10 protein-coding genes are annotated in these 14296 nt (G+C 58.4%); 4 read left to right on the top strand and 6 right to left on the bottom strand.

The features are described 5' to 3' along the window. Window positions 1-4 precede the first annotated feature (4 nt). The 4 genes from J3U88_RS21900 to J3U88_RS21885 all read right to left on the bottom strand — a co-directional run bounded on the left by J3U88_RS21900 (window position 5) and on the right by J3U88_RS21885 (window position 5038). Window positions 5-3031, bottom strand: a complete 3027-nt coding sequence (locus tag J3U88_RS21900) for a LodA/GoxA family CTQ-dependent oxidase (RefSeq protein WP_207861121.1) — start codon at window positions 3029-3031, stop codon at window positions 5-7. Between the two features lie 144 nt (window positions 3032-3175). Continuing rightward, on the bottom strand, window positions 3176-3799 hold the full coding sequence (locus tag J3U88_RS21895; RefSeq protein WP_207861120.1) for a sigma-70 family RNA polymerase sigma factor: 624 nt from the start codon (window positions 3797-3799) through the stop codon (window positions 3176-3178). A 311-nt stretch (window positions 3800-4110) separates the two neighbouring features. After that, window positions 4111-4596 carry an ArsI/CadI family heavy metal resistance metalloenzyme gene (locus J3U88_RS21890; protein ID WP_207861119.1) on the bottom strand — a complete coding sequence of 162 codons (486 nt, stop codon included), beginning with the start codon at window positions 4594-4596 and terminating at the stop codon, window positions 4111-4113. 301 nt (window positions 4597-4897) lie between these two features. Continuing rightward, complete coding sequence (locus J3U88_RS21885) at window positions 4898-5038, bottom strand: hypothetical protein (protein ID WP_207861118.1); 141 nt, start codon at window positions 5036-5038, stop codon at window positions 4898-4900. 421 nt (window positions 5039-5459) lie between these two features. On the opposite strand from J3U88_RS21885, the gene J3U88_RS21880 reads away from it, so the two are divergent. The 4 genes from J3U88_RS21880 (at window position 5460) to J3U88_RS21865 (ending at window position 11357) form a co-directional block, all read left to right on the top strand. Next, entirely contained in the window at window positions 5460-7730 is a 2271-nt protein-coding gene (locus J3U88_RS21880; RefSeq protein WP_207861117.1) for a hypothetical protein, read from the top strand. 360 nt (window positions 7731-8090) lie between these two features. Beyond that, window positions 8091-8561 (top strand): type VI secretion system tube protein Hcp, encoded by a 471-nt coding sequence (locus J3U88_RS21875; RefSeq protein WP_207861116.1) that lies wholly within the window; start codon window positions 8091-8093, stop codon window positions 8559-8561. Window positions 8562-8779: 218 nt separating this feature from the next. Further along, window positions 8780-9079, top strand: coding sequence for a hypothetical protein (locus J3U88_RS21870; RefSeq protein WP_207861115.1), 300 nt, complete (start codon window positions 8780-8782; stop codon window positions 9077-9079). A 364-nt stretch (window positions 9080-9443) separates the two neighbouring features. Continuing rightward, a complete protein-coding gene (locus J3U88_RS21865; RefSeq protein WP_207861114.1) occupies window positions 9444-11357 on the top strand; it encodes a tetratricopeptide repeat protein in 1914 nt (637 codons plus the stop codon). A gap of 95 nt (window positions 11358-11452) precedes the next feature. On the opposite strand, the gene J3U88_RS21860 is transcribed toward J3U88_RS21865, so the two are convergent. Beyond that, a complete protein-coding gene (locus J3U88_RS21860) occupies window positions 11453-12811 on the bottom strand; it encodes a TldD/PmbA family protein (RefSeq protein WP_207861113.1) in 1359 nt (452 codons plus the stop codon). After that, window positions 12808-14214, bottom strand: a complete 1407-nt coding sequence (locus J3U88_RS21855; RefSeq protein WP_207861112.1) for a TldD/PmbA family protein — start codon at window positions 14212-14214, stop codon at window positions 12808-12810. The genes J3U88_RS21860 and J3U88_RS21855 overlap by 4 nt, the downstream gene beginning before the upstream one ends. Window positions 14215-14296: the final 82 nt, after the last annotated feature.

Raw genomic sequence — 14296 nt, 5'->3', positions numbered from 1 at the left:
CCCGTTACCGGAAACGCGAAACTTTTTCGATCATTCCGAGGTTGATGCGTGCGCGACCCGTGTCCTGCTCCTTCTTCGGCACGCTGTGCGCGGCTTTTTCCGCATCGCTCGGCGCCTGCGAGGTTCGCAATCCGGCGCTCTCCTCGTGGGTGACACCCACCTGCATGTCCGGCGGGAAGTTGGCATCGCCTTCCACGCCCGGCCGCGCTTGAACGACGGCGAGGCGGTCAAAGTGGTGAATCATGCTGTTGATTTGGGCGGTGTAGGTGGCCGGCTGACCGTGCAGCGGCAGCGCGTCCAACCAGTCGGTGCGGTAGGCAAAGGCCTGGCGACGCGTTTCTTCCGAGAGGTTGGGGTCCATGACTTCCGCGTAACGGGCCTCGTTGAGGATGTTGTTGGGAACCCTTGCCGGCCAGAAGGTCGGCAGGAAGGGATCGTAATCGCTGGTGTAGCCGTCGCGACAACTGGCGGTGTCGGTCTGCCACGGGATGGCCATCCAGCGCGTGATGCCACCCGCGACCTGCCCGCCCATAAGCGGGCCTTTGGCCAGCGTCAACACATCGCTGTTCATCAAAGGTCCGTAATACCAACCCGCCTTGGGGTCCGTATCGGGCGCATGTTTGAAACGGAACGGTGCCTTGTACATGCCCGTCGTGCGCACCGGCCAGGTCATTTCGCAGCCGGGGTGGAACGCGTCCGCCAGGCAGAATTCCATCGCCGCTCGGGTTAGCGTATCCGGTTGTTCGGCCACCGGAACCTGGTCGATGCAGCTGGGTTCCGGGGTGTCGTTGCCCAAATAATCCGCGTCGAAATCGCCTTCGACCCATTGGTCTAAAAAGGAGAGTTGCAGGTCGGAGAGGGTGCAGTGCTGCCGCACCGAACCCGAGGGGGGAATCGTGATTGCGTCACCGTACAACCACGGCCACAGTTGCGCGGCTTGGGCGCCGGGCACGTCGAAGCGGCGGAAGTTGTTGGAGATGGTGCGGCGCATTTCGAGGTTGGCCGAGGAGGGATCGTTGAGTTTGGCGATCCATTCCTCCGTGGTGTAGTCGAACTGACCGCCCCATCCAAATGCCGCGGCAAAGCCGGCGTTGACCCATTGCAGGTTGGTCATGCGTTGGAAAATCGGCAGGATGTCGTTTTTGAAGGAGGGTCGCTTGGGCCGAATCAGTGTTCCCGCTTGAACCGCCACGTCACGCATCAAGTCATACATCGTGCGTACCGATTTCTGCATGGGCGCATAGTCCGGCGGGGCGCAAATGACCCAGGCCGGTTCGACCGACAGCCGCACGCCTTGGTAGGTGACCTCGGCCGTGACCGGCCCGTCGGAAATGTCGTCGTACCAGCCTTGGTTGTTGGCGAAGGTGATGGCGAGTTGGCCGTGAATGTTGCGTGACGTGCCGTGTCCGCCGAGCATGATCAGTCGTCCCGCATCGTCCGTGCGCATCTCGCCCAAGTACACTCCTTCTTCGAAAAACGTGCCTTTAAACTCTTTGCGCTTGTCCTTGCTACCGTGGGCCAGCGTTTGTTTGCCGCCGTCGATTAGCAGGTTGTTGCGGTCGGCGACGTTGTTGTTGCGCAGCAGCGACGGGGGCGCGTCGTCCGCTTCCGGGATATCCAGTGCGATTTGGAATTCGTACCAGGACGCTTTCTGGTTGGCCAGGTGGCTGTGCCAGGTGATTTCCGCGTTTTCCCGCGTCAGTTCTTTAACCGCCTTACCCGCCGCGTTAAAGCCGTAGATGCGGAACTCGGCCGCTTGGCGTTTGAGGGCCCCGCTTGCGTCGCGGTAGGCTTCCGCGCCCGGTTGGGGTGGTGGGTTGGGGACTTGCGGCCCGAGGAACCAGCCATCCTCGCTGTTGCCGACCCGCATCACGCCGATGGGCGGATAAATACCCGCGGTGACGATACAATCCGAGTTTTCATCCGTGTTGCCGACGAACGGGGGGTTTGGGGCTTCCGGCTCCGTGAGTTGTTGGCCGTTGGCTTGGTGGCGTGCCTCGGCGGAGGCTGCATAAACCACGCGCCGCGCCTCGGCGATGCTGCCCAGCGGTTCATGGGCGGGTGGGGTGCGCCAAATGTTAAAAGCGAGGTTGGTGCCGAACGATTCCTGGCCGATGGCGCAAATGTCTTGTTGGGGAAAGTTGATTTCGGCGATGCAAACGAAGGGGCTTTCGTCCGTGGGCCACACCACTTGGGCGTCGTCGAGCGGCATGGTTGCGGGGTTGGTGCGCGGTTGAATTTCAAATCGGAAGGTGGCCGGCCCGTTGCGCAGGCGGCTTTCCAGGTCGAGCCGCAGGTAATCGTTGTCTGTAAAGGGCGCGCCGCGATTCGTGCCCGGCACCGGTACGATGCGGTATTTGACAATTTCTTGTTCGCCGAGGCGGAAGGGAAGGATCGCCCAATAACGTGCGCTCAAGCAACTCGCCTCGACCTTGCTCATCGCTTTGATGATGGCCGCCACCTCGGGGTGTTTTGCCAAATAACTGTCGTAATCGCCTTCAACCACGCCCGCGGTGGTGAACTGGCACATTTGCTGGGCGTCCTTGGCGAAGAAGCGGTCGATGTTCTGAAAGATGAAATCGCTGGTATTGCCTTCCCCGAGCAGTTTTGGGCCCGGCACGCCGAACAGTTTTAAGCCGACCCCGAGCGTGGTGTGCAGGTCGGGACTGGTGGGGGTGGTATCGCTGGAGAAACGCGCCACGCAGTCGTAGTTTTTCCCGGCGAAAATACCGACCTGGAAACAGGGATCGATGTCCTCACGGATGTTAAAGGTGCCGTAGGCAACCCCGTGTTGCTTGCGAAATACCGCGCGTTGGGCCGGATGCTGTCCGTTCTCAATGCGGAACTTTTGACCCATTTCCACGAACATTTCTTCGAGCCGTTTGGTGACCACCGGTGTGGGACCGTCGCTATTCCAGCAAACAACGTCGTTGGCGCCGGCCTTTTCGGGTTGGTGATCCTGTCCTTTTGCGCGTTTTTTCTTTTTTCCGGTCTTGTCCTTATCCTTGTCTTTTGCGGGTTTCTTCGCCATGGCGGAGCTCTCCTGGGGGTGATCCGCGCAAACCGCGCAACAATCCCCATTGCGTGAAGGCGGTATTTTCCCGTGTTTTTGAATCGGTACCCAAATACTAATTCTTTTGAAAAGGCGACGCAATGTTTTTGGGGTGGGTGTGAATTAGCTTGATTTGGGTATTTTGCGTTCTGGATGGAGGCTGTGTGTTTTTTCGGGGGTGGGCGTGTCTCGGGGGCAGGCGCAGGGCGGCGCATCAGGGTGATTGCGTTGCCACGCCGTCACCCGGCCTTGGGCATCGAATTCAAAGCTGCAGCAGTCGTGTAAGGCGTTGCCCAGCAAGCGGCGCCCGCGTTGTACCCGCGATTTGGCGCCTGCTACCGACAGACCGAGGGTGGCCGCGATTTCCTTCATGGATTGATGGTGAAGGTCGGCCGCGGCCACCGCTTCAGCATATTTTGGGGGGAGCCCCAACAACATCGGCTCTAGCCAGGTTGCCACCAATTGTTCCGTTTCCGTGACGACCGCCGCGTCCTGGTGTGGGAACTGGTCCGGGCAGCCTTCGGGTTCGGGTTGACGGCGGCGGTAGTGGTCGGTGATCAGGTTTCGCGTCACCGTCACCAGCCACGCGACCGGGTTCCCGTGACGGGGGGGTCGTTCCAACAGGCGCACAAAGGCTTCCTGGAGAATATCCTCCGCGTCGGCCGGGTTGGCCACGCGCGCCGCCACGTAAGCTTGCAGCTCGCCGCGGAATTGGTGCCAAAGCGTTTCGAATTGGGCGCGCGTCATCTTCATTCGCTCCTGGGCTGATGGTGTCGGGGCTAGCCCGCATTTCTCACAAGGAATTCTGCTACGGGGCAACCCATGCGATTACGAGGGGGCGGCCTTCCGCGGGGCGGCCTCCCGCGGGGCGGCCTCCCGCCTTACTCGGTCGAGCCGCCTTCGCCTCAGCTGCTACGCCGAACGGTCGGACCCCGAAAGGTCGGACCCCGAAAGGTCGGACCCCTGCGCCGTGGCTTGGTCGTAATCTTCGTACTCACAAGGCTTTCTGCTTCTCGCGACGAATCCTTGTGAGAAATGCGGGCTAGGGTCGTGGGGGTTTATCCGCAACAGCCCGTGGCGGCTGCCGCGGCCGCACCGGTTTGTTGGGCCGAGACATAGGCCGGGTCGTCCTCCGCGAAGCTGTCTGCCTCCAGGACCACGAAGAACTCGATCATGTTGCCGTCCGGGTCCGCCACCCAGATCTTATCCTGTTTGGCGTAACAACAAACCTGATCGGTTTCGACGGATTTAACCAGACCCGCCGCGGTGAGGCGTTCGCGGATGCGCGCCAGTTGGCCCGTGTCCTTGAGCTGAACGCCCATGTGGGAGAGGGCGCCCGCGCCGACTTTGGCGCTTTGGTTCAGCGTCAAGTTAATCGAGGGATGGGCGACCTCGAATTTCGCGTACCCGGGCCGTTCCTTGGTCGGTGCTTGTTCCAGCAAGGCGCTGTAAAACGCGGTTGAGACCTTGATATCGGCCACATTAAGCGCGAGGTGGAAGCGGGCCGGACCGGCAAAATCGACAGCGGAATGTTGAATCGTCATGAGAAGACCTCCAAAACATCATTTACCCCCTCAACGAGCCGATCCCGTTTTGGATGCAAACTTTTTCAAAAAAAATGATCCTACCACCCGCGCTGCTTCTTCGCGAAACCTGTCGACGGTCAGGGTACCCATCGAGGAGTATCCCGTTTTCCACGGGTGTCCTGCTTTTCCCGCCGGGCTTTTTCGCGCGGCGTTTACCTGGACGACAGGGATTTTTGGCTGTCAGGATGATCTTCGCCATGAACAAACAAAATGCGTCACCGGATTTTGTAGTGCAACCCTGCGAAACTGGGGTTACGATTCACAAGTCCAGGTTTGGAATGGAACCGACCTCGTCGAAACCGTTGCCTTGCAAGGCAAAGCTGTTCGCTTGTTGGCTTTGGAGCGCGGTCTCTTGATCGTGACCAAGGTCGACGGGGTTCCCCAATTCACCCTTCGTCATTAAGGATCGCTTGAGTCCTGAAGCAACAGCAAAGCCCACGGCGTTTCGTCGCGGGCTTTTTATGGTTTCGGGCCGGCGGTTTTTGCTTTGCTTTGGGAATAAGCTCTAGGGAGAGAAATTATTACAAGGTCGGTGGGCGTGGAAAACGTTCGGTTTGTGTGAAAGTGCCAATTTGTCCTGTCCCTAATCCTGTTCTTTTGCGCTTAGATAGACGACCCTGTTTGCGGTGATTTTGATCACCTTTGGGTCGGGCTTTGGGCGGTGCCCTTGTCGCTTACCTCTGCTCGCCGTGTTTGGGTTTTCTCCGCGTTCCGACGGGAAATCCTTTTTCAAAAAGAGAACGGCTGTTTTGGCGTTGCTCCGACCCACGCGTTTCAGCTCCATTTGCTCTGATTTGTATGATTTTTAGGAGTCGCTTCGAATGAACCGTACGTTTTCTTTTTTGCTGCTCGTATCTTTGACCGTCCCAGTTCTCGCCTCGGGGAATCGTTTCGTTTTTTTGGATTCCGACGGGGTTCACGAACGTTTTTTAGACACCCGCACCGGGGAAACCCTCCTGCGCGACATTGATTTCCGGCGCGCCGCGCGCGGTGTGCAATCAACCCTGTGGTTGCAAAGCCGTCAGGTAGGGGACCTTGTTTATTTCCTCTTCACCGAGCCCGGCCACATCAAGCGCTACGACCTTCAGTCGGGTACCTGGCTGGCCGACATCCTCTTGCCCGAAACACCAACCGCTTTTGCCGTAACCGGTGAGCAATTGAGCGTTGCCTTTGGGCGGCGCATCGCGCGTTTTGACCTCTCCGGCCGCGGTGAAACCCATTTGCGCAATACCGTCAACGATGTTTATGGTTTAACGCCCTTTGGCCGCTTCTTACTGGTGCAAACCTCGGCAGGCATGCAGAGTATCGATGCCTTGACCGGTGGATTGATTGACGAAAGCAACTTTTGGTACCGCTTGGGCGAATTGGCCGTCCGCGCCGACGGGGTCGGTTTCGGCCGTTCCCTCGGTACCAGTCCTTCCGACATTGTTCGTTTTGAGATTGGGAGCGACGGTGTGTTCGGCAACCAAAACGACAGCCCCTACCACGGGGGTTTTCCCGGCGCGCAATGGGTGCGCCTTTTGCCCGATCAGGCCCGTGTGGTCGACAACGGCGGCACCGTTTACCATGCCGATGATTTGGTTTACGCCACCAGTGTCGCCGGACACTTCGACGACATCGCTTTTTATGGGAATGTGCCCATTATCCTGCGCGATAACCATTTGATCGCGTTTAACCGGACCCTGTTGGAAACCGGTCGTTTGGAAGTAGCGGAGTCCCTGCTTAAAATCGCCGTCGTCGGCGAAACCGTCGTCGGGTTTTACGAGGGCACCGACGGACCGGAGACCGCCGTTTACGCCATCGAGCAATTGCAGCCTGAGACGCCCGGCGCTGCCGTGAATCCCGTGGGTTTGGCCTATACCCCCGATGCTGTCATCATGGATCGCGCCGGCGTGTTGAATCTCCTCAGCCGCGCCCATTTATCCGTGTTTCGTTGGTCCGTGGCCGAGCAGCGTTACCTGGACACCATTCCCTTGGTGAACGGCCCGCACTACATGACCTACAGCGAGGCGACGCACGCCTTGTTTTTCGCGTACAATTCCGGTGCCTTGACCCGGCTCGATTTAGACGGGGACCGGCGAGAAGTGCCTTTCGCCAACCTACCGACCGCACCTTTGGGTTTGGCCGCCGCGGATCAGCATATTTTTGCCTGTGATTCATCCGGCGCTTGGGCAAGCCATCGCCTCTTCAACCTGGCAGGGGAATTAACCGAATACGTGGATTGGAACCATAGCTCGGTCGAGTTCATTTGGAGCCAACCGCTGCGCCGCATGTTTTTCTTCGGGTTCGGCGATTTAATGTATGAGGAAATTTCTACCGCCGGCCGCATCGTTGACCGTGGCGAAGCGCCCTATTCCAACGATACGCGGGTTGACTATCCCATCCGGGTGTCGCCGGACGGGGCTTACATTGTGCTGGGGACCGGCGTGATTTACAGCGGTGCCGATCTGGCGCGGACCAATACCTTGTCCAATGAAATCGAGGACGCCGCGTGGTTCGATGGCCGGCTGTTCACCCTGCACAACCTCGGAGGGGTTACTCAGCTCCAGGAGTGGGGCGCCGGTAACTTTCCCATTTTGGCGCGGCTTTCCTATTATGGTACGCCCTTGCGTTTGTTCGCGGCCGCGGGCGGTTTGCAGGTGATCACCATGGTGGACGAGGTTCCCGTGTTTTCGCTTTACCAACCCGCGTGCGCGGCCGATCCCTTGCCCACCGTCAGTACCTTACCCGCCGAGGTTGAGGTATGCGAGGGCGGAGAAACGACTCTGAGTTTGGCCGTTCTTGAGGGTGAGGTAACCGCGTGGCAGTGGCGCTTTAACGGCTTGCCCATCGCGGGTGCCGACGCCGCCGACTATACCTTGCCGGCGACCGGCGAAGCCATGTTAGGTGCTTACGATTGTTTGATCACCAGCTGCAACGGCTCCTTTCTCTCATCCACCGCGACCGTGCGTATGGGTACCACCGTTTACGACGACACCGCCTTCGCCTGGTGGCCGAACCTTCCGAACAGTGCCTGTTACGACACCAACCAAAACAGCCTCACGGATGTTCTTGACCTGGTGGCGATGGTCAATCTCGGCGTCCCTCGCTAGCTCGCATTTCTCCTGCCGTCCATTATCAAAAACAGACCCGCGGATTTCTTAGACCGCGGGTCTTTTTCTTTTTGGAGCGGCCATCCTTATATAAATGAACGGGCGTGGCCTGTGTACCCCAATCGGAGAGCCTTCAGGGGTGGGCTGGTGTTTGGATTTCAGATAGCCCTGTTTCGATTCGAGATACCCGGCCGGGCAGGTGGATTCCGTATCGACGAACAGGTTGTTTGCCCTGGCAAACAATCAAGCTCCCGCGGTGTGTTTTTTTGCCGAAAAAGGCCTCAATCGTGGGGGGGTGCGGTTGGCACGCACCCTGCAAAGTACTAAAGCGTCAAAGTTAACTTATAAGGAGACCCCCAAATGACTGTTTATTCTTTTGTACGTTGTGGCAACATCCCAGGCGCTGAAGCCGAAACCGGTCACGAAACCGACATCCGCGTTCACGAGTTGCACCTCAGCTCCAACCTGCCCGTTTCCGAATTGGACAACAAAGTTAAATCCAAGCGTTCCCGTCAACCCCTGACCTACGTTTCTGAAATGGGCAAACACACGCCCGTAACTTTCCAACACCTCTTCAACAACGTGGAAGTACCTGAACTGGATGTGTTGTTCTACCGCCCCGACATCGTCAGCGGCGACATGACCAACTATTTCACCATCAAGTTCAAGCGCCTCAAAGTCGTTTACTCCGGCGTGACCAAGCGCAACGTGTACTTGCCCGAAAGTGATCGCTTCCCGGATGAGCACACCACCAAAATGGTTTACGGCAACGTGGTATACAGCTACAACGAAGACGGCATCGAAGCTGAAGACGAAGTCAACGACCACTAGATTGCGGCCCGCTCGGGCTTCCTAGGTATGAACCCAAGCCTGAGCGCGTTCGTTCCCGCCGGTTTAATAGCAAACCACCTATCGGTTTCCCGGCGATCCTTTCATTCTTATAAAAAGGCCCTTCTGGGGCCTTTTCCTTTTTGGGCCGGCAAAAGGACTTTTCTGAATCGGGTTCGTGTTCGATACAATGAACAGCATCCCCATCAAGGAGTTCGCGCGTGGGTCGTCCCGCACCCAATTGGTTTGCCGATCTAAAAGATCTTCACCCCGAACGTTGGTATACCTCGCCGCGTTTGGCGCGATTGGTCGCGCGTTCCCCCGCCAATGTGCGCATTGTGCTCAGCCGCCGTATTCCGCCGACCTACCAATCCATCGGCGGCGAACTTTACGCCACCTGGCTGGGTTCCGATTTGATTGCGCTGAGTCAAACCTTTGCCGTGGAAAAAGCACAGCGTGATCGCCGCAAGCGCAAGCCGCGGGTTATCAATGATTCGCCCGGCGGAAATCCGCCCGGCTAACAAAAGTTTCCTCATTTGGTTCAGCGCTTCAGCGTTTTTTTCCTGAGAAAGTGGTAAGCCCGTCGCCGCCTTTTGGTATGATAGCTCACCGTTACCCGACCGTATCAAACCTTGCAGCCAGGCGGCCTTGACAGCGTCTTCGCGTCGTTGGGCGTAAGGTTCCGCGCCGCCCCATCACCCCGGTGGTCCCGTCGCGGCAATGGAATCCACCCTTTGTGATCGGTTTCCTATTGGTTGCTCGGTGCCCGGCCGATAAGGCTTAGGTACCTTGGGCCCTCGGTTGGGTCATCTTGATCAAGGCATGCCCCGGACCGCCTGGTCCATGGGGCGCGGGACTCGGCAAACGGGTCGAAGGGTAGGTCGCATGACACGGATCGTTTCATTATTTTGCAAACCATGGCGCATCGCCTTATTTTTGGTGACCCTGTCCTGTGTCGCCAACGCCTTGGCCCAGCACCCTTTTTACGTGCAGGCCTATGACAACGGCGTGCAGGCCATGACACTCGACAACCGCGACATGGCGCTTGAGTTCCTGGAAATTGCCGCCTTTGGCTTGCTCGAACATCCCGAATACCTCAAAGACATATACATCCGCACCGCCGTCCTGCTTCACGAGGACGAAAGCCAACGGGCGAAGTTCATGCAAATCGCCGCGCGTGTTAAACGCCTGATCGGCGACCAAGGCCAACGTCCCGAAAGGGTCGACGCCCAGATTTGGGACCGCTACTTAATTGCTGTCGGCCGCAAAAAGCCGCCGCTGCCGCCGGTGCCCAAGGACGAAAGCAAACTCCGCGAATACACCCAAAAGTACCCGCGGAAGCTAGAGGCTTGGCAAGCCCTTGTCGATATTGATCTTAAGGGGCGTGAGACCCGTGCGCGTCAAACTCTCGCCGACGCCCTGGAACACCATCCCAAAAACGTGGCTCTGCTGGAAGAAGCGTTGACCTTCGCTGTTAACCGCGACCGCAAACGTTCGGCCGCCGATCACGCCGAGGCCCTGTACAAGCTGAATCCTGGTTCGGCCGTGGTTATGGAATACTACGGCGTCATCGCCGCCGACCAGGACAAATGGGACGACGCCGAACGCTTTCTGAAAAACGTTGGCAAAACGCCCATCCTGCGCGATACCGCCGATGCTTTGGCCGCGCTTGACCGCCAACGCAAACGCGAGGCCGACCAAAAAGCCAAGGAAGATGCGCGCATCGCCAAACTGGAAGCCCAGAAAAAGGCTGACGATGAACGCGCCCGCCAAAAAGAATTGGACGCGGAGAAGGCGCGTCTGGCCAAGCTGGAAGCCGATAAGGAACGTTTGGAGAAAGAAAAAGCAGACGAGCAGCGCCGCTTGGAAGACAAACGCAAGGCTGAGTTGGCCAAGGCCGAGAAGCGCAAAAAACGGGAAGCGTCGAGCGCGGAAAAAGAGAAACCGGCTGACAAGCCGGAAACCCGCACCGCGAAAAAGGCCGATCCCGACCCGATCCAAATCTTGGAAACCCGTCTGCGCAAAAACCGCAACGATTTGGAAGCACGCTACGATCTGGCGGAACTTTACCTGGACCGCAAGGACCTGCGCAAAGCGGGCAAGGAACTGCGCCGTCTTGGTAACACCGACGCGACCGGCCCCCGTTACACCGAGGTTTACGCCCGCTACAACTACCTGGCCGAACGCTACAAACGCAACATCGACCTGAAAAAACCCGAGTCCTTGTCCAATCGCGCCAAGTACTTCGTGGGCATGAGCTATTTCCGTTCCGAGCGTTTGGACGAGGCCGTCAAGCTGCTCAAACCCCTGAGCCGCACCACCTATCCCGACCTAAAAGAAGTCGACAAGGTCCTCGAGGAAACCGACCGTTCCGACGCGGAACTGCGCGAGCAGTCGGTGCGCGACCGCAGCATCCAGCAATTGGAGCGCCGCGTCAAACGGGACAGCGCCAAACCCATCGACAAACTCCAACTGATCGGCTTGTACCTGGAACGCAAAAACTACCGCAAAGCGGCACCGCTGATTGAGGATGGCGTCAAACAATACCGCGCCAACCAAGATTTTCGTTACTACGCGGGTCGTCTGGCCCTGTACCGCAAAAAATACGGCGAAGCCTACCGTATGTTCCACAGCCTGATCAACGCGGGATACCGCCAAAACGACATCTACTTCTACGGCGGCATGGCCGCCATGAAAGACGGCCAAGAGGCCGCCGCCGAGTACTTATTCAAAATGGCCGTCCGCGACAACGTCTCCCTGGAAAAACGCATCGAAGAGGTCCGCTCCGGCAATCGGTAAGGTTTTTTTGCCGCCGTTGAACGCGGTATAGTGGTTTTGCAAAAAACAAACAACGCCCGCATCAAACGACGTCTGGGCGTTTTCTGAGCGAAGCGTTACAAACCGCTGACGTTCATGTTGCCGATGATGAAACCCGGGGTTTGGACCGACCAGTCGTGCATGACGTTGTTGCCCATGTGGCTGATGTTTTTGAGCATGTCCTTGAGGTTGCTGTTGAGGGTGAACTCCATGACCGGGTACTGGACCTCGCCGTTTTCGACCCACAGCCCCAAGGCCGCTCGTGAGAAATCGCCGGTGGAAATGTTGACGCCCTGGCCTAGCAGGCTAATGACCCAAATACCGGTGCCCATCTCTTTGAGCAGGCCCGCTTCGTCGAAGGGACCCGGTTCGATGAGCAGGTTGGCCGTGCCGCCCGCGTGGCCCGTGGTGGTTTTGCCTAATTTATTCGCGCTGTAGGAGCCGAGCAGCCAGGTGTTGAGGCGGCCTTTTTCGATCAGTTTAGCGGCTTTTTTGGCGACGCCCTCGCGGTCGTAGTTGCGGCTCGATTGGCCGCGCGGAATAAAGGGATCCTCGGTGATGGTGACGATGTCGCTGCATACCTGCTGTTCCAGTTGGTCGATGAGGAAGGATTCGTTGCGGTACACCGCGCCGCCGGTCATGGCCGCCAGCAGGTTGCTCCAGATCGAACGTGCCACGGTGGGTTCGAAATAACAGGGGAAGGTGCCGGTTTGTGGTTTGCGTGCGCCGATTTTGCGCAGCACGTTGTTGGCCGCGCGTTGCGCGGTCTCTTTGGTGCCGCGCAGGTCGGCGCGGTGACGGCGTTGGCTGCCCCAGCTTCCGCTTTGCTTGCGGCCCACGTTGAGGTCGCCCTCTTTGACTTGGTCGTCGGCAAAACCCGAGACGCCCATACCCAGCAGGGTGCGCTGCTCCGCTTTGCAGAAGCCGGCGCTGTTGGCGACCACCGCGGCCGAGATGGTGGAGGAGAAGCTGGCGCCGTCGCTTTTGAGCCGTTCGTCCACGGCCAGCAGGTGGTTTTCCAGTTCGCGCGCCAGTTCGATTTTTTCGGTGACGGGCATGTCGAGCAGGCCCGCGTCGAACAGGTCGAGGTCCTTAAATTCGGTGGCCAGTTGCTCCGGTTTGGGGAGGGTGTAGAAGGTATCGCGGTCCGTGTACTTTGAAAGAACCATCGCTTGGTCCACGATGCCGCGGATGCTGTCCGGCGTTAAATCGCAGGTGGACACCGAGGCGCGGCGGTAGTCTTGCGAGACCGTCAGCGACATTTCGAAGGGCTCGGCTTCGCTCAGGTTCTCGATTTCGCCGTTGCGCACCTCGACCTCGAAGTCGCGGCGCCGCATAATTTGGCATTCCGCGGTGTCGGCGCCTTTGTCGCGCGCCATTTGCAGGACGTCGCGCGCTTTTTCTTCCAGTTCCTTCAAATCGGCGTACTGTTTCATGCTTGCTGGCCCCCCACGGTCATTTGCGAAATCTTAATCGTTGGCAGTCCCACGCCGACCGGCACGCTTTGCCCTTTGCCGCAGGTCCAAATGCCGGTGCCCATTTCGAAATCGTTGCCGACCATGGTCACCTTGCTGAGTGCGTCTGGGCCGTTGCCGACCAGCAGGAAGTTTTTGATGGGATGGGTGATTTTGCCGTCCTCAATCAAATAGGCCTCGCTGGGTACAAAGGTGAAGTTGCCGTTGCTGATGTCGACCTGACCACCTTTGAAGGTTTTGCAGTAAATGCCGTGTTGGGTCGAACCGACAATTTCGTCCGCGCTGTACTTGCCGGGAAGCATGTAGGTGGTGCGCATGCGGGGGAGTGGCTGGTACTTGTAGGATTCGCGGCGGCCGTTGCCGGTGCTTTCCTGCTCGAAGTAGCGGGCCGAGATTTCGTCCATCATGTAGGACTTAAGGCGGCCTTCCTCGATCAGGACGGTGCGTTGCGAGTCGTTGAGCTCGTCGTCGATGTTGATCGCGCCGCGGTCGTTTTCAATGGTGCCGTCGTCGATGATGGTGCATTGCGCGTCGGCCACCATTTCACCGAGGCGACCGGTATAGGCCGAGGTGCCTTTGCGGTTGAAATCCGCCTCAAGCGGGTGGCCGATGGCCTCGTGGAGCAGGATGCCCGAGTCGCCGGGGGCCAGAATGACGGGGAGCATGCCGGCGGGGGCTTGCTTGGCGTTGAGCAGGGTGAGCGCTTCGTTGACCGCTTTTTCCGCCCAGTGTTTGACCTTTTCCCCCGTGACGAAGGAGAAGCCGACGCGGCCGCCGTCACCGGCGCGGCCGATTTGGCGCTCGCCGTCTTTTTCGCAAATGACCGAGATCGAGAAACGCAGCATGGGTTGCACGTCTTCGACGAGGCGTCCGCGCGAATCGGCGATGACCAGCGCGCGGCGGCTGTCGGCGTAGCTGATGGTGACCTTGGAAACCAGGTCACTGTGCTTGCGGGCGAAGTCGTTGGCTTTGTTGATCCAGGTTATTTTTTGGTCGAGGTCGACGTCAATCGAGGGATCGGCGACTTGGTAATAATTTTTCAGTGTTTTGGGGTCGACGGCGAATGCTTCTTCCGAACCTTTGTCGTCGGCGATGGCGGCGGCGGTGGCGGCGATTTTGAGGAAATTCTTGTCATCGAGTTGTTCGGTATAGGCGTAACCGGTTTTTTCACCTTTCACGACCCGAACCCCGACGCCCTTTTCAATGGAGGAGACGGCGGTTTTGAGGATGCCTTCTTCCATAACCAAACTGTTGTAGCGCGCGTGTTCGCAGTAAATTTCAGCGAAATCGCCGCCGCGTTGCATGGCGGTTTGCAATACCCGGCTCGTACTTTCGCGGCTCAAACGGAACAAATCCAACGACATCGGCCACCTCCTTAAACCCACCAACTCTAGCACATTTGGGGGGTGCCGGCGCGGGCGCTTGGGAACGCTTTTGATATCAAGG

Origin of the sequence: Acanthopleuribacter pedis (assembly GCF_017377855.1) — a bacterium.
GTDB lineage: Bacteria > Acidobacteriota > Holophagae > Acanthopleuribacterales > Acanthopleuribacteraceae > Acanthopleuribacter > Acanthopleuribacter pedis.
The sequence above is the reverse complement of the archived record's forward strand: the minus strand, read 5'-3'. Positions and strand labels throughout refer to the sequence as shown.